Here is a 19465-nt window from a genome sequence, read left to right as displayed (position 1 = left end):
TGCCAAAGGCCGTTTCACCTCTGGCATCCCCTTACTATTCGTACGTTTCGCTATTTGGTTATTGAATCCACTGCTGAATCAGTTTTTCGGCGAAGGCCTCGTCTTTCCAGCCCATCAGGCGGGTGGGTTGCTGGCGGTCTACATTCAGGTACCAGTTCTGTAGAATGGTCTTCACGGCCGGATAGCGCCCCGAAAAGTCCATGTAGTTGTGCGCCGAAATGGTCTGCTCGCTAGGCCGGGCCGGAATAGCCACTATCAGGTGGTACAACTCGCCGTTGCGCTCCAGCACCAGCACCCCCATGGGCAGGATCTCCAGCACCGTACCTTGCTTTAGTTGGTTGGACAGCACCAGCACCGGAAGCGGGGCGGCAGGCCTGCCCTTCACTGAATCTACCAGCGTGCTGGGAATAAAGCCCTCGTTCCCTAAATAAGGCAGAAAGTCTAGCTTTTTAGGCTGGCCGGCCTGCGTTTTAGGCACAAATTCTTTTTTGACGGCATCATAATGCTGGGGCTCTGTAGAACCGGCGGGCGTCACAATGATGGCCTGCCATTGTTTGGTGTCTGTGAAGGCAGGCACCCCTTGGTAGTCGGTGGTACAGCCTGTCAAGGATAACCAGAGCAGTAAGGAAAGCGGGAACAAGTATTTCATATGGAAAATGAATCCTTTCAAGGTAAAGCGAACGGCTTGATTATGGAGGCGAAGCCAGGTGGTATAAGAAGAACGGGGGATTCCCTCATACCAGTATGCCTTTTTAAACTTACATCTTTCCTGACTAGGATTCCACTGGCCATGGCACATTCTTTATTTTACTTCTTTCCTAACCGTTTTTGGCTTATTTTTCTGGAAACACCACCAAACCAAACAGCCTCTCCATGACGCTTTTACAGAAAATAAGCCTTTGCACGCTGGCCACCGGCCTTTTTATACTACCCACGGTAAGCCAGGGCCAGAGCACTGACCTGCACGCCCAGATAGACCGCCTGGCAGACAAGATTGAACCCAAAGTCATTCAATGGCGCCGCGACTTTCATCAGAACCCAGAACTGGGCAACCTGGAGTTTAAGACCGCAGAGAAGATTGCCAAACACCTTAAATCCTTGGGCCTAGAAGTGCAGACCGGCGTGGCCAAAACCGGTGTGGTCGCCATTTTGAAAGGCGGCAAGCCCGGTCCCGTGGTTGCCCTTCGCGCCGACATGGACGCCCTGCCTGTAACCGAGCGCAATAGCCTGCCCTTCGCATCTAAGGTGACCACCACCTACAACAACCAGAAAGTGGGCGTGATGCACGCCTGCGGCCATGACACGCACATTGCCATGCTCATGGGCGCCGCCGAAATCCTGACCCAGCACAAAAAAGACATTGCTGGCACCATCAAATTCATCTTCCAGCCCGCCGAGGAAGGCGTACCCGTAGGCGAAGAAGGAGGGGCCAAACTCATGGTGAAAGAAGGAGTCCTCACCAACCCCAAGGTAGATGCCATTTTTGGCGTGCACATAAATTCAGCTACGGAAGTGGGCACCTTGAAGTACAAGCCACAAGGCACTATGGCGAGCTCTGATAATTTTAAAATCAAGATAAAAGGCCGGCAGGCGCATGGGGCGTACCCATGGGCCAGCATTGACCCCATTGCCGTGTCGGCGCAGATTATCAACGGCATTCAGACCATTGTGAGCCGCCAGATGGAAATCACGCAGGATGCCGCCGTTATTACGGTGGGTGCCATCCATGGCGGCGTGCGCTCTAACATCATTCCCGAGGAGGTGGAAATGATTGGCACCATCCGGGCCCTCAACATAGACATGCAAAAGGAATTGCACACCCGTTTAAAGCGCACCGCTGAGCTGATTGCCGCCAGTGCGGGTGCCACCGCCACCGTTGAGATTACGGAGCAATGCCCCGTTACCTACAACCACGAAGGGCTTACTGCCCACATGTTGCCTAGCCTGGAGCAGGCCGCCGGCAAGAACAACGTGAAACTGACCAAGGCCGTGACTGGAGCAGAGGACTTCGCGTTCTTCCAGCAGCAGGTGCCGGGTGTGTATCTGTTTGTGGGCGGCATGCCGAAGGGAACTGACCCCGGCAAGGTACCCGCTCATCATACCCCAGATTTTATGATTGACGAGAGCGGCATGAAACTAGGCATGCGTACCCTGGCTTACATGGCCGTTGATTACCTGAATAAGCCTTTGCAGAAGAGCGCGTCCAAGTAATTTTCTGTACTTTTGGCGCTTCGTTTTTGGCCTGTTTCTGAGAAAACAGGCCAAAAACGAAGTGCTTTTTTATGCCTAGCGCCAACTTGTTCAGAAGGCCTCTCGGCTGGAACTTGCGCTCAGTGACTTGAATCCATTATTAACAGATTACTCCCTTGAAACTCGCATTAGTAACCTATTCAGATTTGCACAGCTACGGTTCCTTGAGCAGCAGCGAAGACAGTGTATTGGTGGATTACCTCACGTCCAAAGGCCTGGACCTGACCGTAGAGGTTTGGAATGACCCCGCGGTGAACTGGCAACAATATGAGGTGGCCATTCTTAAATCACCATGGGATTACTTTGATCGCATTGAGGAGTTCATGGCCTGGCTGGACAAGGTAGATGCCTTAGGCGTGCGCCTGCTCAACCCCGTAGACATTGTGCGCTGGAACACAGACAAACACTACCTGTTCCAGATTGCAGAGGCTGGATTGCAGGTAGTGCCTTCTGCCTTGCTCAAGAGAGGTACGGAAATTAATCTGGAGGAGCTTTACACCCGCTTTGGGACGGATAAACTCATTGTGAAACCAACTGTGAGCGGCGGTGCCAAGAACACGTTTATTGTGACCAAAGAGCAGGCGGCGGCTGAGTTACCCAAGATTCAGGAGTTAACCGCTACGGAGGATTTCCTGGCCCAGCCTTTTATGCCGCAGATTCAGGAAGAAGGGGAGTGGTCGTTTCTGTTCTTCGGGGGGAAATACAGCCACACGTTGCTCAAGTCTGCCAAGAGCGGTGATTTTAGAGTACAGCATTTCTTTGGCGGCACCATCCATCCCCAGGGAGCCCCCGCGCACCTATTGAGCCAAGCCCAGAAACTGGTAAACCAATTTGCCCAAGGCTGCCTGTACGCCCGCGTAGACGGCGTGGTGGTAGGAGAGGAGTTGCAACTCATGGAACTAGAGCTGATTGAACCCTTTCTGTTCCTGCACACCCATGAGCACGCGCTGGAAAATTATTATCAAGCTTTGAAAAGCATGCTGCCTGCCTAAGTGTATTTAAGGATAATTATAACTGAATGAGACTGATAACCTTAGCATTCATTCTGATGATTCTTGGTTCAAGTGCTGAAAAAGGAGGTACAGCACGCAATGTAGCAGAGGCAAAAAAATCTTCTAACGTGATAAAGCTACAGCAGCCAACTCTTCATAAGATATGGGCTTTTAAGGAAATAAAGCCTGTAAAGAATGGTGTAAGCACTATGTTCAATGTGCCGAAAATTACTATGATGGACTTTAGGGAGCGGGATTCCTTGAAGTATGAAATCAATGATTCTATACAAGCTATACATTATGAAGTAGAAAATAATCGTATTAAGTTCAGGCAAGAAGGCATCCTAATTCCAGTGAGTTATAGAATCGAAAAACTCACAAAAAAGACTTTAGAACTCATTCTTGTTATTGATTATGCAAAAGGAGATGATAAAAAGCAAGGAGACTTGGTCAAGTTAATATTCAACCAAATGGAAAAATAACTTTCCCTGAAAGGTCTAAAATCTAAGCCCTAGTTAGCAGAATGCATCATAAATGAGCTTTGCCAAACTTTCAAGTGTCTTTGTTGTAGTCATTTTCAGTCTCATTTTCAGAAAATTGTTTAAAACGGAAAGCCCTCTCAATTTAGATATTGAGAGGGCTTTCCGTTTCTATATGGAAGTTTACTTAAGAGAAGTAGTTCACGCTCATGCCACCGTCCACGGCTAGGCACTGACCCGTAATATAAGCCGCCGCGGGCATGCATAAGAAGGCCACTGCTCCGGCCACATCCTCTGGGTTGCCAATCACATTTAACGGCGTTCTGCTGAGCACGCTCTTCAGGTAGTCCTGGTCTTGCAACACAGTCTCGGCGAGCGGGGTTTTAATGTACCATGGCGCCACGCAGTTCACCCGGATGCCATAGGGTGCCCATTCGCCGGCCAGGTTCTTAGACAGCTGAATTAGGGCTGCTTTGGTCATGCCGTAGATGGCGCCCGTACGTACGTGGCCCAAACCCGCCACTGAAGAGACATTCACCACGTTTCCCTGCGGAGATGTCTGTAGCAGCGGCAAGGCATGCTGACACAGCTCAAAGGCACTGGTCAGGTTGGTCTGTAACAGAAAGCTGTATTCTTCTGGGCTGTAGTCTTGGATTTTCTTTCTGATGTTGGTGCCCACGTTGTTGACCAGAATGTCCAGTCCACCCCAGGTATTCTGGATCAATTGCAGCAGGTTGTGACGGTCGGCGGCTACGCTCACGTCTGCTACCATGCCCGAAGCATTGAGACCGCGCGCGCGCCAGTCAACCACGGCTTGGTTCACCTCCAGTTCCTTGCGGGCTACAATAAGCACCTCAGAACCTAGGGTTAACAGTTCTTCGGCAATGGCGGCGCCAATGCCCTTGGTGGCACCGGTGACCAGGGCCCGGCGTCCTTCTAAACTCCAGCGTTTCTGTTGCATGGTGTATGGTTCAAACTAGTAATGGAAACCAAGTCTACGCAGAATCTTTTTAACCTGATATATCTGCTGCCGTTTTTGGGCTATTTTCTGGAAAAGAGGCCAAAAACGAGGTCCTAGTCCCTTTGTCATGAGGGAGAAGGTTAGGGTTTGACGTTACAGATTACGTAGAGACCAGGCACTGCCTTGTCTCCCACGCATTGCCTTCTTATCCTGATTTTATCTGACAGTGTAAACATACCTCCCTAGCTACCCTCAAAGGAGGGACCATTATTGCCAACACTGGTAATAACAATCAGCAATCCTCAATTAGCAATCACACAACCAGCATCCTAGCACCAAAAAGTATAGGCATAAAAAAAAAGCCGGTAGGAGAACCGGCTTTTTTCAAAACTAAAACTATGGGAAAACCAATGTGATATGGTCCTATCCTCTTCTTTCTTTGATACGAGCAGCTTTACCAGAAAGGCCTCTCAAGTAGAACAGACGAGCTCTTCTTACTTTACCTCTGCGGATTACCTCAATCTTCTCGATGTTTGGAGAAAGAAGTGGGAAAATACGCTCTGTACCGATTTGGTTAGACACTTTTCTTACAGTGAAAGTCTCGCTTACACCAGAGTTTCTGCGTTGCAATACCACGCCTTGGAATTGCTGGATACGCTCCTTGTTACCCTCACGGATTTTCACGTGAATGTTCACGGTATCGCCAGCAGCAAAAGAAGGAATAGACGCACGCTTCTCAGTGTATTCCTGCTCTACTAATTTGATTAAATCGCTCATGACTATAATATAGTGTCTATTTTATCTCAAAATTCGGAGTGCAAATATAGACGTAATTTTTGTAATTGTAAATCAAGTAGTAATAATTTTATTCTTCGGGCAATAAATCAGGCCTGCGTTCGCGGGTTCTCTGTATTGCCTGCTCAAAGCGCCACTCCTCTACTTTAGGGGTGTTGCCAGAAAGAAGAATATCCGGGACGGCATGTCCCTCAAAGTCAGCGGGCCTGGAATACACCGGCGGCGCCAACAGGTTGTCCTGGAAAGAGTCTGACAAGGCACTGCTCTCGTCATTCAACACACCCGGTATGATCCTGATGATAGAATCTGCCAACACGGCCGCCGCCAATTCTCCACCAGACAAGACATAGTCGCCTATGCTGATCTCATGGGTCACAAACATGTCCCGCACGCGCTGGTCTACGCCTTTGTAGTGGCCACAGAGAATGATGATGTTCTCTAGCAATGACAAGCGGTTAGAGGTAGCCTGGTTCAGTGTCTGGCCGTCTGGGGTCATGTAAATGACCGCGTCATAGCTGCGCTGGGCCTGCAATTCTCTAATGCACTTGGCAATGGGCTCTACCATCAAAACCATGCCCGCACCACCGCCAAATGCATAGTCATCAATCTGACCGTGCTTGTTGATGGCGTACTGGCGTAAGTCGTGCAGATGCACTTCTACCAGGCCTTTGTCCTGGGCACGCTTTAAGATAGAGTGGCTGAAAGGGCCGTCTAATAGGCTAGGCTGGCAGGTGATAATGTCAAACCGCGTCATCGTCGTCGTCTTCCTCTTCACCAGCAATAGGTGGCTCTTCTTCCATGCGGTTAGATGGCGTGGTGTACACCTCTAGCAGTCCTTCGGGTAGGGTCACGTACAGCTTCTTCTCAGCCTTGTCTGTTCTTTGAATGACCTCGTCGTTCACCGGAATGAGGATCTCATGGCCTTGGTACTGCATGGCCAACAGGTCTTGGTTGGGTAGGTCATAGAAGGTCTCTACGGTTCCTAACTCACCCAGTGCGCTGTCCACCACAGTGTAGCCAATCACTTCATGGAAGTAGAACTGGTCTTCTTCCAGTTCCGGTAGCATCTTGAGCGGAAGGTACAGGCTGGTGCCTTTCAACTTCTCGGCTTGCACCACGGTGTCCACATCCTCAAACTTGATGATGCTTTTGCCTTTGTCCTGCGGATTGAGGTCATCAATGAAAAAAGGAACCAGCTTCCCGTTAATCAACAGGAAAACTGATTCCAATTCATCGTACTCTTCCGGGAAGTCTACGTCAAAGAACGCAACCACCTGGCCCTTGGTGCCATGCGTACGGACGATATACCCCAACTGGAAGCATGCGTCTAACGTCATGGCCGTAAAATTAAGCTTGCTCTTCTGTAGCGTCAGCAGCAGGAGCCTCAGCAGCACCTTCTTCTGTAGCAGTCTCAGCTTCAGCAACTGGAGCTTCTTCTTCTACCACTGGCTCAGGAGCTGGCGTGTTTTTCAAACGGATAGCTTCAGCACGGGCTTCGTTCACTTTCGCTTCAGCCTCAAGCGCAGCTTTTCTCTTAGCAGCCTTGTCTGAACCTAATTGCTCTACTTTGCCAGTGATTTTAGCTTCTTTGGCGTCTTTCCACTCTTGGTAACGGGCATCTGCCTGCTCTTGCGTAACGGCACCTTTGGCAACACCAATCTGCAAGTGTTTTCTGAACATAACACCAGTGTAAGAAAGCATGGCTTTCACGGTGTCAGTTGGTTGAGCGCCTTTCAATACCCAATCCAACGCTTTGTCTTCGTTGAATTTGATAGTGGCAGGATTGGTTTGTGGGTTGTAAGTACCCAATTTCTCGATGAAACGACCATCACGTGGTGAACGAGAATCAGCTACTACGATGTCGTACATAGCTGCTTTTTTGCGGCCTCTGCGGGCCAGTCTGATTTTAACAGGCATAACTAGTTTTGTTAAAGCGCCGGAACCCGTCCGGCATTGGGGGGCAAAGATACGGCAATTTCTAACAAACTGCTAATCATTTGTAATGTGCTAATTAACAATGTGCTAATGTGTTAATTGATTTGAAGTTGCGCAGATCTGGAAATGAGCGTTATGTGCTAGTTGTTTAAAGTGCTAATGGGGATTTTGGAAATGTGACGATCAAATTTCGTTTTTAGGCTGTTTTCAGGAAATCAGGCTGAAAACGGAAAAATGTATTTTTAATATGGGAGCCATGGCGCAAGCGTCCGCTTGTGTCCACACGCAGGCCAGATTCAATATGCGTACGGACACAAGCGGACGCTTGCGCCATGGGCATTGCAGTATTTCAAAAACCTTGGATTGGCCTAAATACAAAACGCCTCAGCATGATTACATGCTGAGGCGTTTTGTATGGTCTATATTCTACTTAAGAACGGACAGGCGCTTTCTTTAATTTGATGATGCGTAGTTTGTCCAGGGTCCAGATAACCGGATAGGTTGGGTCTACTTCCCACCACTTGACCCCGAAGTTAACGCGGTTTGGCAGTTTGTGGTGGTTGTTCTGGAACAGCTCACCGCCGGTTAAGAAGTCAAAGAAAAGCGAGTTTCTGGACTTGTCATTGTTGTCAAAGTTCTGGTAGCCGTACTTGTGGCCGCTCCAGTTTACAATGGCGCCGTGCAACGGACCCATCAAGAAATGCAAAGGCAACAATAGGTACATCCACCAGTACTCAGCAAAGTTGATGTAGAACAATACGTACAACACACCCCAGGCTAAACGAGAACCCCAGTGGTCGCCAATGTTCTCTAAGGCGCGCCAGGTTGGGTAGTTGCCGTCAAATCTTTCTTCCACCTCTGTGCGCTTGTTCAGGAAATCATTGTAGATGTTCTTGGTCTTCCACATCATGGTAAAAGCGTTGCTGGAGAAGTGCGGGGAATGCGGGTCCCGCTCTGTGTCTGAGAAGGCGTGGTGCATGCGGTGCATGATGGCATACGCTCTTGGTGACAGATAAGAAGAGCCTTGGCTCACGTAGGTCAACAAGAAGAAGAATTTCTCCCAGAAAGCGTTCATGGTGAACATCTTGTGGGCGGCGTACCGGTGCAGATAAAACGTCTGTACAAAGAGAGACAAGTACCAGTGCACTACAAAGAAAACAAGGATAATCATAGAGGTTGTGATAGTGTATTGCGCCAGCGGGTGGCAATTGCTTAACAGCCGGCAAGTATTTTAGTTCACAAATCTACGAACCTAGAAGGAAAGCCCGTAAAATCGCCTTCAGAAAATGACAGATAATGATAAAAGTCATTTTTAGCAGGGCAATAGAAAACGCTTTTGATTACCAGGCTACAGGTCAAAGTCAAAAAAGTAGGCTTGCCCTCTTTGTGCATCATACCAGTAATACTTATAATACCCGTTGCCGTCTGTCCAAGCGTACTTGGGGAGTTGGGCAATTCTGGCTTTGTCCCACCATATAAAATCATGTTGCATGCCAAATCCATTATCCCTGGCAGTAGTGTCTAGCTGTAGCGCATGCTTGGCAATAATTTTATTAGAGGTGCTTAAGCCGCATTTAAAGGCAAACATGTAATCTGCGTCTAGGCCAATGGCGTCATCAAAGCAAAATATGGTCTTTACGTCTGGCGTTAGCTCTACTTGTATAAGGTCTTTAAATCGCTTTTTATTAGCAGGAGTGTCTGGGATGCGCGCATCAAATCTGGGGTAAATCTTGTCTGATGCCTCTTGCACATAGACAGAAAGGAGTTTTTTAATTTTTTTGGTGAAATGCTCAGCCGTGCCCATAATTCTGCCGCAAGAGCTCACAGACAGCATCAACATAAGTAAGACTAGTAGTCCCGTCTTTTTATCCATGAGGCAGTCACTACGCTTGGCTACCCTTGAAACGGTTGCCAGGCGGCAATCTTAGGGGGAGGGGCCTGCACCGTCAACCATTCCTTAGACACCGGGTGCTCAAAGCCTAACTCACGGGCGTGCAAGCAAATGCTTTTGTTAGGTAGGGGTTCTGGGGCGCCGTATTTGAGGTCGCCTATAATGGGGCATTTGAGCGAGGCCAGCTGGACGCGTATCTGATGAGGCCTTCCTGTAATGGGTCGCACTTCTATTAAAAACTTATTGCCCTCCGCTTTCAATAAAGAATAGCTGAGTTCGGCGCGCTGGCTGCCGGGTCTTTCTGAGGGATGGGCTTTGGTGATGTTCCTGGCAGCGTCTTTCACCAGCCAATGCACCAAAGTGCCGCTCTCTGGTTGCGGCGCGCGCAAGGTGAGGGCCCAGTATACTTTCTGCGTTTTTCTAGAGCTGAACTGCTCATTTAAGCGGGCCAGGGCTTTGGAGGTTTTGGCCAATAAAACCACACCGCTTACGGGGCGGTCCAGCCTATGTACCACGCCCATGAACACATTGCCCGGCTTCTGGTACTTCTCTTTTATATACTCCTTGGCCAGCTCAGACAGCGGTTTGTCGCCGGTCTCATCACCTTGTACCAGTAGGCCGCTGGGTTTGTTGACCACTAGAATATGGTTGTCTTCAAAAAGAACGTCAAGTGGCTTCAATTGTTGGTTGTTGTTCTAAGTAGAAGGAAAGAGTGCTTTAGTTTCAAAATGAGTTAAAGGACTGCGGTAATGGATTTTATCCAAAAGCTATTGTTCTCTTTGGAAGGTTTTGGTAGAGCTTAAATCCTTTATTTCGTAAGTGAAATCATTATCATATCCTTTTATTTTATTCCCGTTTACCTTCAGTTTAAATGTCCCTTCTGTTTTTGTTATAATAAAAATGACGAAGTCGGGTTTAAACTTTGTGGGGCCTATATACTTTGCTTCTTTTAATGCGACTAATAATTCTATTGTTTCTTTTCTTGAAAGGCTCCTCGACCAATCTTCTCTAATTGGTTGTTCATCAGGCCGAAAAAATTCCACTTCAATAACTTGATCAACACTTTTTGGAAAATCTAGTTTTCTATTAACTGGTGAACAGGAAAAGAAGAGGGGTATAATTGTAGATAAAAATAATTTCAATTCTAGATTCCTGTTTGCTGAAAGCTTTATCATAATAAATTAATGAATAATCTATAACTATCAGCAATCAACAATTAATAAGCTTCTTCTTCAGTGGGGAAGTTGAGGGATTTTACGTCCTGGATGTAGTTTTCTACGGCGTTGGTGATGGTCTCGTGTAGTTCGGCGTAGCGGCGCAGGAAGCGGGGCTTAAACTCCTTGGTAATGCCCAACAGGTCATGGATTACCAGTACCTGACCGTCTACGTGCGGGCCGGCACCTATGCCAATGATGGGGATGTGCAGCTCGGCGGCTACGCGCTTGGCCAGGCTAGATGGAATCTTCTCCAGGACAATGGCAAAGCATCCCAGTTCTTGTAATAAGCGGGCGTCTTCCAGCAATTTCTCGGCTTCGGCCTCTTCTTTGGCGCGCACAGAGTAAGTGCCAAATTTATAGATGGACTGCGGCGTCAAGCCCAAGTGGCCCATTACCGGTACGCCGGCGCTCAATATTCGCGTGATAGAGTCTTTGATTTCAAAGCCGCCTTCCAGTTTTACGCCATGTGCGCCAGACTCCTTCATGATCCTGATGGCAGAGCGCAAGGCTTCAGAAGAATTTCCCTGGTATGAGCCAAACGGCAAATCCACCACCACAAACGCTCTTTTCACGCCACGCACTACAGAAGAGGCGTGGTAGATCATCTGGTCCAAGGTAATTGGCAGCGTAGTTTCATGCCCGGCCATGACGTTTGAGGCAGAGTCGCCTACCAGTAACACGTCTGTGCCGGCGGCATCCAGCAAGGTGGCCATGGAGAAATCATAGGCCGTGAGCATGGATATCTTTTCGCCGCGCTCCTTCATGGTGTGCAGCTGGTGGGTGGTGACAATCTTGACCGCTTTCTGTACTGACATACGCTCACGCCTGTTAGTGTAGGCTCTAAGCAAAGGTAGGAAAAGAACATGGGCACTAGAAAGCGTTTTTGGCCTCTTTTTTCAAAAACAGACCAAAAACAGAAAAGCCACCGGGTAGGTGGCTTTTGCTGGTTAGTAACGGTACGGGTTAGAACTGCCGGTTCTACGTATTCTCAGGTCTTGTAACAGAGAAGATTTAGCATTGATGTTGATGGAGTACATCTGGTACGGGCCAAACGGCACCCAGGCAATAGACATCTGCCAGCAGTGCAAGTCTCTGGTGATGTTGATGTTAGTGTAGCTCAACATCTTGTTTTTGAAGTCATAGTTGGTGGTGTAGTTAAACATCCACTTGTCTGTGAGCGTCACTGAACCGTTTATCCCCGCTGAGGTGGCCTGGTTTTGTAAGGTACCAGTCTCAAAGTCTCTCCCAAAGTTTGAGGTCAGGTCAATGGCCAGCGTCCAGGGAATGTTGAAGGCCACGTAGTCTGCGGCGGTCAAATCGCGCTGCAGGCTGGGTAGGTTGGTGGGCGGTGGCGCGGTAGAGTTCTGCTGTTGCTTGCGGGCCGTTGGGTTCAGCTCAAAGCTGGTGTTAAAATACAGGCTGGTGATTCTGCCCAGGTTAAATCTGCTTCCCTCAAAAGAAAGGCGGTCAATTCTTCTGTTGTTCTGGTCATACTGGTAAGGATCCAGAATGGCGCCGGCCGTGAGAGGGAAGTTGTTGAACAGGCGCGTGCTCAGGTCAATGTTGATGTTGGAGAGCTTGAAGGAGTCAGCGGCAAAGTTGTAGGCAGACCTGATGGCAAAGCGATCAATTAAACTTACTTTCTTAAAGCCGCCGGCGCTGTCTCCTTCGGTCTTTACTTTCATCTCAACGTTGTTGTCAATGCCAAAGGTCATGGCACTGCTCAAACCGGGGGCCGGCACGTTGCCTTCTAAGCCCTGGAAGCGGGAAAGCAATTGGGTGTTTCCGTTGGCATCACTCTGCACGCGCTGGTAGAAGCCAAACTCAGGACGCCCAAAGTCTGGTCTAAAGCTGTAGCCCAGGTTGGGCGTGATGGTATGCCGGATGGCCTGCACTTTTTTGCCTTTGAAGTTGGCAATGCCGTACACGTTGGTGGTGAAAGATACTCCGCCAGAATACTGGTAGGCTCTATGGAAACCGCTCACCGTGTCTATTTTCAACAAATCTGAGTCAGGGATAGAACTGTAATTGAACTTCTTGGTAAACCAGCTTTCGTTGTAAGACACGCTGGGCGTCAGTTTGAAAAACTTGAACAGGTTAATGGTCCCCAGCGTGATGGGAATGTCATGGTTGATGGCTGTGCGCGCATTCCTGAAAATCTCTGACAGGTTGGTGCCGTTGATGGCCAGGGTGGTATCTTTTCTGGTGGCGGTAGAAAAGGGATAACCTGCGTTACCTCCGTTAGAGACCGTGTTGGTCACGTTTTGGCGGGCGGTCAAGTTGTACCCAATGCGTATGCCTTCTACCCAGCGGCCGGTCATGTTCACGCCAAACCATTCCAGCGGGCTTTGGCTAGCCACTCCTAAACTAAAATCTGGCAACACAAAGCTCATCACCTGGGCTGCCTCTGTAATGGTGGTGTCTCTTCCGTCTGGAGTGGTGTAAGAATAAGAGTTCTGTCCCTGCGTCTGGCTCTGTGAAATCTGGATGCCGTAGTTAATAGGGGAGTTGGGACTGCTTTTGCGGTAAGAGACCGTAGAGTTAAAGGACGGACTCAAGGCTTGCTGCGCGCTGGTAGGGTTGCGTTGGTTAAAGAACTGGCTACCCGCGTTCACGCTGGCCGAGAACTGGCCTTTGCCCGGACGCGCAATGGGCGTGTGGCTCCAGCTAATCCAAAAGTCCCTGGAGTCTCCTGCTAGTCTATAGTCTTCATTGATCAGCGCCCCGCCCAGGTTTTCGGCGCCTTTGGTGTAAGAGTGACGCAGGTTAAAACTACCATTAAATTTGTAGCGGCTAATGTATTGAGACTGTACCTGCACGCCGTAGCCGCCCAGAGAATAAATATCGCCGGTAAAGCGCATGTCCATGTAGTCATTAACGGCCCAGTAGAAACCACCTTCACGCAAGTAGAAACCCTGTTGGGCAGATTCTCCAAAAGACGGGATGATGATGCCAGACCCGCGTTTTTGAGGAGAAGGAAAGAAGCCGAAGGGAAACCCGATGGGCGTGGGCACGTCTGCGAACACTAAATGGAACGGCCCGGCCACCACGCGGTCACTGGGGATTACCTTCATCTTGGTGGCTTTTATGTAAAAGTGAGGGTGCTCCAGGTTGCAAGTGGTGTAGCGGGCGTGCCGGCCGTAAATTTCATTGAGCTCATTTTTCTTGATGGTCTCTGCGTGAATGAACCCTTCCCCTTGGGTAGTAACCGCGCCAGAAACTTTACCCTTCTTGGTTTTGTAGTTGTATACAATGCGCTGGGCCTGGTAGGTCTCTGCCCCGTTCTTAAACAAAGGCTTCTCCTGCAGCACGCCGGCAGAGTCTAAAACGCCCTCGGCGGTGAGTAGGTTGGTCTTCCAGTTGATCTGAATGTAGGCGGCGTCCAGGGCAATCTCGCCATAATCAATGTGGGCGGTGCCATACAAATGCATGATTTGCTGGATGGCGTCATACCTGATGGAGTCTTTGGCCTTATAATTGATAGTAGTCTCAATGTCGCCTTTTCTTGTGGTGGCCGTGTCTTTTACAGACACCGTCAAGGAATCTGGCCTAGTGGGGCGTACCTGCGCCTTTCCCTCCAAACTGGTGAAAACGGCAGTGAGCACCAACAGGGCGACTGCTAAAAACTGGAGGGATCTCTTCTGAATCAAGTAGAATTTTTGTTGTTTTGTACTTATTAGTACAAAGTTATTAACTATAGCTTTTAACTAACGATACTCGTGAAAAATATTGTCTCCCTTTGCCTGCTTGTTTTTTTGCTCCTCCCATCGTTTACGCCAGCTAAACGGAAAGAGGTGAAAGTGCGCACCGTGGTCATAGACGCAGGTCACGGTGGTAAAGATATAGGATGTAACGGCAAATCTGCTTACGAAAAACACGTGGCCCTGGCCGTAGCCCTTAAATTGGGCAAACAGATAGAGGAGGGCAACCCAGACGTGAAGGTGGTCTACACCCGCAAGGATGACACCTTTGTGGAGCTCATTGACCGCGCCGGCATTGCTAATAAAAACCACGCAGACTTATTTATTTCCATCCACTGCAACGCCGGTCCTAGCGCGGCCTTCGGGACGGAGACCTACACCATGGGGCTGCACACGTCTACCGGCAACCTGGCCGTAGCCAAGCGTGAGAACTCCGTTATCTTACAAGAAGAAAACTACAAGGAGAACTACGGGGGCTTCAACCCCAACTCGCCACAGAGCCATATCTTGTTTAGTCTGTACCAGAGCGCCTACATAGACAACAGCCTTAGATTTGCACAAAAGGTAGAAAGACAATTTAAAACCAAGTTGGGTCGTTCCAGCAGAGGCGTGAAGCAGGCGGGCTTTCTGGTCTTATGGAAATCTGCCATGCCTAGCGCGCTGATTGAGATAGGGTTCCTGACCAATCCTGCAGAGGAGAAGTTCCTCAACGATAATACCAACCAATCGTATATGGCATCAGGCATATACCGGGCTTTCAAGGAATACAAGCAAGAACTTGAAGCCATGAACTAACCAACCCCAAACTGTGAATTTATCCAAAGAACTCAAAGTAGCGTTGCTGGGCCTTGTGGCGGTAGCGGCACTCTATGTGGGCTTCACCTTTTTAAAAGGCTCTAGCGTCTTTTCTTCTTCGCGCACTTTCTTTGTCACTTACAAAAGTGTCTCTGGGCTAACGGTGTCCAACCCGGTTATCTTAAACGGATTGAACGTGGGCATTGTCAAGGAGATGATTCTGCAGCCCGCCAAGGGCAACACCGTAGATGTAACCATTGAGATAAATGAAGACATCCAGATAGGTGACTCTACCGTGGCCATGCTCATAAGCTCAGATTTGTTGGGCGGCAAGGCCATTGAGCTGTACATGGGCAAAAACAAGCGCCTCTATGACGGCGGTGAGCACCTGATTCCCTTTGTTAAGGAAAGCATCACAGACTTGTTTGCCTCCCGGGCCATGCCCGTGCTAGACACGGTTGACTCTACCTTGGTACGCTTGAACATGTTTTTGGACAAGGACGCCAAGCGCAGCATACAGTCTATTCTCATGAACGCCGAGGCCACCTCAGAAACCATACGGGCCATGACTTTGGCCAACCAGGACAACATCAACCAGATAGCCGGTAACCTGGCCCAACTTACGGCCGCCCTGCAAGGCACAGAAAGGAAGTTCAGTCAGCTAGCTACCAACCTCAATGAGATCACAGACACCATTGACGTGCAGAGCATGAACCAGACCATCCGGAACCTGAACGCGACGGTATCTGAGGCGCAGTTGGCCATGAAGAAGTTCAATGAAAGCAACGGCTCCTTCAACAAGCTCATGAATGATGACTCCTTGTACCGCAACCTTAACGCCTCCAGTGCCAGCTTAAACGCCTTGCTCATGGACCTTAAGGCTAACCCTAAGCGCTACGTGCACTTCTCCTTAATTGGCGGCGGCACTAAGGTAGACAAGGCAGAGAATGTTAAAGAAGCCACCAAAGTCAAGAATGCCAATACCGTAGAGAAGGCCGGTACTATTGAAGAAATAGAGAAGAAATAAATAACCTAAACCAGAACAGAAGCGTTTTTGGCTTGTTTTCCCCAAAACAGGCCAAAAACGCTTCTTTGCTTTTAGAGCTTGCCTGCATTTTGATTTTGCAAGCGAAATAGGGTAGAGAATCGTCCTGTGACGCAGATTTTTGAGCAGTGCACCGGCGCTGTAAAGAGAGAAAGCACAAAATCAGTGTGTTTATACCATTCTGCGGCGCCAAAGATAAATGTAAACATGCTCTTAAAGCCTAAACAACTAGCTAACAATTGTTAGCCTTTCTTGTAAATCCTTATATTTGTCTCTAGCCCACAAAGGGTTTACATCCAAAAACTACCGTACTCATCCCGCATGGATTTAGAATTCAATAAGAACGAAGATGCCTTAAAGCAGCTTTGTTTTCAGCTGAAAAGCAAACACCAGAAAGTGTCTTTGGGCGGCGGCGAGAAAGCCATTGCCAAACAGCATGAGAAAGGTAAACTCACCGCCCGTGAGCGCATCCAGTATCTGATTGATGATGATTCTGATTTCTTAGAGATAGCCGCGTTTGCCGGTGAAGGCATGTACCAGGAGTACGGTGGCTGTCCGGGTGGCGGCGTAGTGGCCGGTATTGGCTACGTGAAAGGCCGTCAGTGCATGATTGTGGCCAACGACGCCACCGTGAAAGCGGGTGCCTGGTTCCCTATCACGGCCAAGAAAAACCTGCGCGCGCAAGAGATTGCCATGGAGAACCGCCTGCCGGTGATTTACCTGGTGGACAGCGCCGGGGTATTCTTACCCATGCAGGACGAGATCTTCCCCGACAAAGAGCACTTCGGGCGCATGTTCAGAAACAACGCCATCATGAGCTCTGAGGGCATCGTGCAGATTTCGGCCATTATGGGTTCCTGCGTGGCCGGTGGTGCATATTTGCCTATTATGAGCGACGAGGCCATGATTGTGGAAGGCACCGGCTCCATCTTCCTGGCTGGTTCTTACCTGGTGAAAGCCGCCATTGGCGAGACCATTGACAACGAGACCTTAGGCGGCGCCTCTACCCACTCAGAAATATCAGGGGTTACGGACTATAAGTTTGAAACCGATCAGGAGTGTCTGGACCATATCCGGAACATCTTTGATAAAATGGGCGACAACCCCAAAGCCGGTTTTAGCAGAGTAGAGCCAGCCACTCCAAAGCTGGATCCTCAGGAAATCTACGGAATTCTTCCCTTAGACCGCGTGAAGCCCTATGACATGATGGATATCATCCTGCGCATGGTGGACAACTCTGAGTTTGAGCCTTACAAAGATCTATATGGCCAGAGCTTGATCTGTGGCTTGGCGCGCATTGACGGTTGGGCTGTGGGCATTGTGGCCAACCAGCGCAAGATTGTCAAAAGCAAGAAAGGCGAGATGCAGATGGGTGGCGTCATCTACTCAGACTCTGCAGACAAGGCCGCACGGTTTATCATGAACTGCAATCAAAAAAAGATTCCGTTGGTGTTCTTGCAGGACGTGTCTGGGTTCATGGTGGGCAGCAAGGCAGAGCACGGTGGCATCATCAAAGACGGCGCCAAGCTGGTAAATGCCATGAGCAACAGCGTAGTGCCTAAGTTCACTATCTTGATTGGTAATAGCTACGGCGCGGGCAACTACGCCATGTGCGGCAAGGCATATGACCCACGCTTGATCTACGCCTGGCCAACGGCGCAATTGGCGGTCATGTCAGGTGCCTCGGCGGCCAAAACGTTGTTGCAGATTCAAGTAGCCTCGCTTAAAGCCAAAGGAGAGGTCATCACCCCAGAAGCCGAAAAGGAGCTGCTGGACAAAATCACGGCCCGCTACAATGAGCAACTGAGCCCTTATTATGCGGCCTCTCGCTTATGGGTAGACGGCATCATTGACCCGCTAGAAACCCGCAAGGTCATCTCCATGGGCATTGAAGCCGCCAACAATGCTCCCATCACCAAACCCTTCAACGTAGGCGTGATACAAACCTAATAATGATTAATGGCTAGTGATTAATGATTAATTGGATGTTAGTATAAATACTATTACTCTGTAGAAGAATGGAAAATCCAATTAAGAGTAAATCTTATGCTTTTGCTTTGGAGATTGTAAATTTGTACAAACGATTAACTTCTGAGCATAGGGAATTTGTATTGTCTAAGCAACTACTGAGAAGTGGAACTTCCATTGGGGCTAATGTGGCAGAAGCTATTGGCGGAATCACAAAAGCAGATTTCTCAGCTAAGATTTCTATTGCCTACAAAGAGGCGCTGGAGACAGAGTATTGGTTAAGCCTCTTAAAAGATGCGGAGTATATTGAGGAAGCTACTTTCTCAAAAATCCACGCCAAATGCGTTGATTTAAGCAAGATTCTGTTTTCCATCCTTAAAACTACCGGGAGAATAGACCGTTAAGTGGTAAGGTAGAGATTGATTTTTCAGGAACCTGTTCCCTATTAATCATTAATCACTAATCATTATTCATTAAAGAGTTGACGAACAAAGAGATAAAGGCGCTGATTTCATTGTTGGATGATGAGGACCCGGATGTAGTCGCGCACGTGCACGGCCGCATTGTGGAGTTGGGGGAGACCATAACGCCCTTTCTGGAAGAAGCCTGGGAAGAGAGCATGGACCCTGACCATCAGAAAAAGCTGGAAGACCTGATCCATGACCTTCAGTTTGAGGCCCTGCACAGACGCCTTAAAGAATGGAAGGAAGAAGGCGCCCAGGACCTGCTCAAAGGCATGTGGCTGGTGAACACCTACCAGTACCCAGACGTGCGCATGGAGGACGTCATGAAGATCATAGGTGAATTGCATTATGAGGTCTGGGTACAGGTAAAACCAGACATGCACCCCTATGACCAGGTCAAGGCCATGAACCATGTGCTGTTCAAGCTGCAGCACTTCTCGGCTAACACCAAGAATTTCCACGCGCCCACCAACTCCATGCTGTACCAGGTGCTGGAAAGTAAGCGCGGCAATCCCTTGACCCTATGTGTCATCTACATGACCTTGGCGCAGCGCATGGGTTTGCCGGTATACGGTGTCAACCTGCCTAACCTTTTTATACTCACCTACAAAGGAGACGTAGTGCCGCAGTTTTACATCAATGTGTATAATCGTGGGCTCATCCTCACCAAAAACGACATTGACAATTACATCCTGCAGCTGAATCTTAACCCGGTTGACATCTTCTATGAGCCGTGCGCGCCCATTGATATTGTGCGTAGAGCCTTGCGCAACCTGTCCATGTCTTATGAGAAGCTAAACGACCCAGAGAAAGCCGTAGAGATAGAAAAACTCCTGGAGGTGCTGTCAGATGAGCCCGCCCAGGACGCAGACGACAAGGACAGTGAAGAACCGGATCCTGATGGGAGCGAGGACTGGGACCAATAGCGTTTTTGCCCTCATTTCCAGAAAATAGCCTAAAAACGAAAAGCCA

Annotated in this window: 20 protein-coding genes; 8 read left to right on the top strand and 12 right to left on the bottom strand. The window is 49.0% G+C overall.

Annotation, left to right across the window (positions count from 1 at the left end; genetic code table 11):
- Positions 1-58: 58 nt before the first annotated feature.
- Entirely contained in the window at positions 59-649 is a 591-nt protein-coding gene (locus ABD880_RS09530; RefSeq protein ID WP_345165072.1) for an inorganic diphosphatase, read from the bottom strand.
- Positions 650-873: 224 nt separating this feature from the next.
- Between ABD880_RS09530 and ABD880_RS09525 the strand changes: the two genes are divergently transcribed.
- The 3 genes from ABD880_RS09525 to ABD880_RS09515 all read left to right on the top strand — a co-directional run bounded on the left by ABD880_RS09525 (position 874) and on the right by ABD880_RS09515 (position 3724).
- On the top strand, positions 874-2211 hold the full coding sequence (locus ABD880_RS09525) for an amidohydrolase (protein WP_345165069.1): 1338 nt from the start codon (positions 874-876) through the stop codon (positions 2209-2211).
- Positions 2212-2366: 155 nt separating this feature from the next.
- Positions 2367-3242: an ATP-grasp domain-containing protein gene (locus ABD880_RS09520; RefSeq protein WP_345165066.1), complete on the top strand. Its 876-nt coding sequence runs from the start codon at positions 2367-2369 to the stop codon at positions 3240-3242.
- A 26-nt stretch (positions 3243-3268) separates the two neighbouring features.
- Positions 3269-3724: a hypothetical protein gene (locus ABD880_RS09515; protein ID WP_345165063.1), complete on the top strand. Its 456-nt coding sequence runs from the start codon at positions 3269-3271 to the stop codon at positions 3722-3724.
- 184 nt (positions 3725-3908) lie between these two features.
- On the opposite strand, the gene ABD880_RS09510 is transcribed toward ABD880_RS09515, so the two are convergent.
- The 11 genes from ABD880_RS09510 to ABD880_RS09460 all read right to left on the bottom strand — a co-directional run bounded on the left by ABD880_RS09510 (position 3909) and on the right by ABD880_RS09460 (position 14170).
- Entirely contained in the window at positions 3909-4682 is a 774-nt protein-coding gene (locus ABD880_RS09510) for an SDR family oxidoreductase (RefSeq protein ID WP_345165061.1), read from the bottom strand.
- Positions 4683-5105: 423 nt separating this feature from the next.
- Entirely contained in the window at positions 5106-5459 is a 354-nt protein-coding gene (gene rplS, locus ABD880_RS09505; protein ID WP_066508855.1) for a 50S ribosomal protein L19, read from the bottom strand.
- An 88-nt stretch (positions 5460-5547) separates the two neighbouring features.
- Positions 5548-6231: a tRNA (guanosine(37)-N1)-methyltransferase TrmD gene (gene trmD / locus ABD880_RS09500; protein ID WP_345165056.1), complete on the bottom strand. Its 684-nt coding sequence runs from the start codon at positions 6229-6231 to the stop codon at positions 5548-5550.
- Entirely contained in the window at positions 6218-6814 is a 597-nt protein-coding gene (gene rimM, locus ABD880_RS09495; protein ID WP_345165053.1) for a ribosome maturation factor RimM, read from the bottom strand. Before rimM ends, trmD begins: the two co-directional genes overlap by 14 nt.
- Before the next feature lie 10 nt (positions 6815-6824).
- Positions 6825-7394: a 30S ribosomal protein S16 gene (locus tag ABD880_RS09490; RefSeq protein WP_345165050.1), complete on the bottom strand. Its 570-nt coding sequence runs from the start codon at positions 7392-7394 to the stop codon at positions 6825-6827.
- Between the two features lie 448 nt (positions 7395-7842).
- Positions 7843-8583 (bottom strand): acyl-CoA desaturase, encoded by a 741-nt coding sequence (locus tag ABD880_RS09485; protein ID WP_345165048.1) that lies wholly within the window; start codon positions 8581-8583, stop codon positions 7843-7845.
- A 177-nt stretch (positions 8584-8760) separates the two neighbouring features.
- Positions 8761-9285: a hypothetical protein gene (locus ABD880_RS09480; RefSeq protein WP_345165045.1), complete on the bottom strand. Its 525-nt coding sequence runs from the start codon at positions 9283-9285 to the stop codon at positions 8761-8763.
- 20 nt (positions 9286-9305) lie between these two features.
- A complete protein-coding gene (locus ABD880_RS09475) occupies positions 9306-9983 on the bottom strand; it encodes an RluA family pseudouridine synthase (RefSeq protein WP_345165043.1) in 678 nt (225 codons plus the stop codon).
- An 87-nt stretch (positions 9984-10070) separates the two neighbouring features.
- A complete protein-coding gene (locus tag ABD880_RS09470; RefSeq protein ID WP_345165041.1) occupies positions 10071-10478 on the bottom strand; it encodes a hypothetical protein in 408 nt (135 codons plus the stop codon).
- A 41-nt stretch (positions 10479-10519) separates the two neighbouring features.
- Positions 10520-11335, bottom strand: coding sequence for a 3-methyl-2-oxobutanoate hydroxymethyltransferase (panB, locus tag ABD880_RS09465; RefSeq protein WP_345165038.1), 816 nt, complete (start codon positions 11333-11335; stop codon positions 10520-10522).
- A gap of 132 nt (positions 11336-11467) precedes the next feature.
- The gene (locus tag ABD880_RS09460) at positions 11468-14170 is read right to left on the bottom strand and encodes a putative LPS assembly protein LptD (RefSeq protein WP_345165035.1); all 2703 of its coding nucleotides are present in this window, start codon (positions 14168-14170) and stop codon (positions 11468-11470) included.
- A gap of 69 nt (positions 14171-14239) precedes the next feature.
- Between ABD880_RS09460 and ABD880_RS09455 the strand changes: the two genes are divergently transcribed.
- The 5 genes from ABD880_RS09455 (at position 14240) to ABD880_RS09435 (ending at position 19419) form a co-directional block, all read left to right on the top strand.
- Positions 14240-15016, top strand: a complete 777-nt coding sequence (locus ABD880_RS09455; protein WP_345165033.1) for an N-acetylmuramoyl-L-alanine amidase family protein — start codon at positions 14240-14242, stop codon at positions 15014-15016.
- Positions 15017-15029: 13 nt separating this feature from the next.
- Positions 15030-16043, top strand: coding sequence for an MlaD family protein (locus tag ABD880_RS09450; protein WP_345165031.1), 1014 nt, complete (start codon positions 15030-15032; stop codon positions 16041-16043).
- A 339-nt stretch (positions 16044-16382) separates the two neighbouring features.
- Complete coding sequence (locus ABD880_RS09445) at positions 16383-18011, top strand: acyl-CoA carboxylase subunit beta (protein WP_345165028.1); 1629 nt, start codon at positions 16383-16385, stop codon at positions 18009-18011.
- A gap of 68 nt (positions 18012-18079) precedes the next feature.
- Positions 18080-18433, top strand: a complete 354-nt coding sequence (locus ABD880_RS09440) for a four helix bundle protein (RefSeq protein WP_345165025.1) — start codon at positions 18080-18082, stop codon at positions 18431-18433.
- A 77-nt stretch (positions 18434-18510) separates the two neighbouring features.
- On the top strand, positions 18511-19419 hold the full coding sequence (locus tag ABD880_RS09435) for a transglutaminase-like domain-containing protein (RefSeq protein WP_345165022.1): 909 nt from the start codon (positions 18511-18513) through the stop codon (positions 19417-19419).
- Positions 19420-19465: the final 46 nt, after the last annotated feature.

This window comes from Nibribacter koreensis (assembly GCF_039541795.1).
Taxonomy (GTDB): domain Bacteria; phylum Bacteroidota; class Bacteroidia; order Cytophagales; family Hymenobacteraceae; genus Nibribacter; species Nibribacter koreensis.
This window is presented reverse-complemented; position numbering and strand designations above follow the sequence as displayed.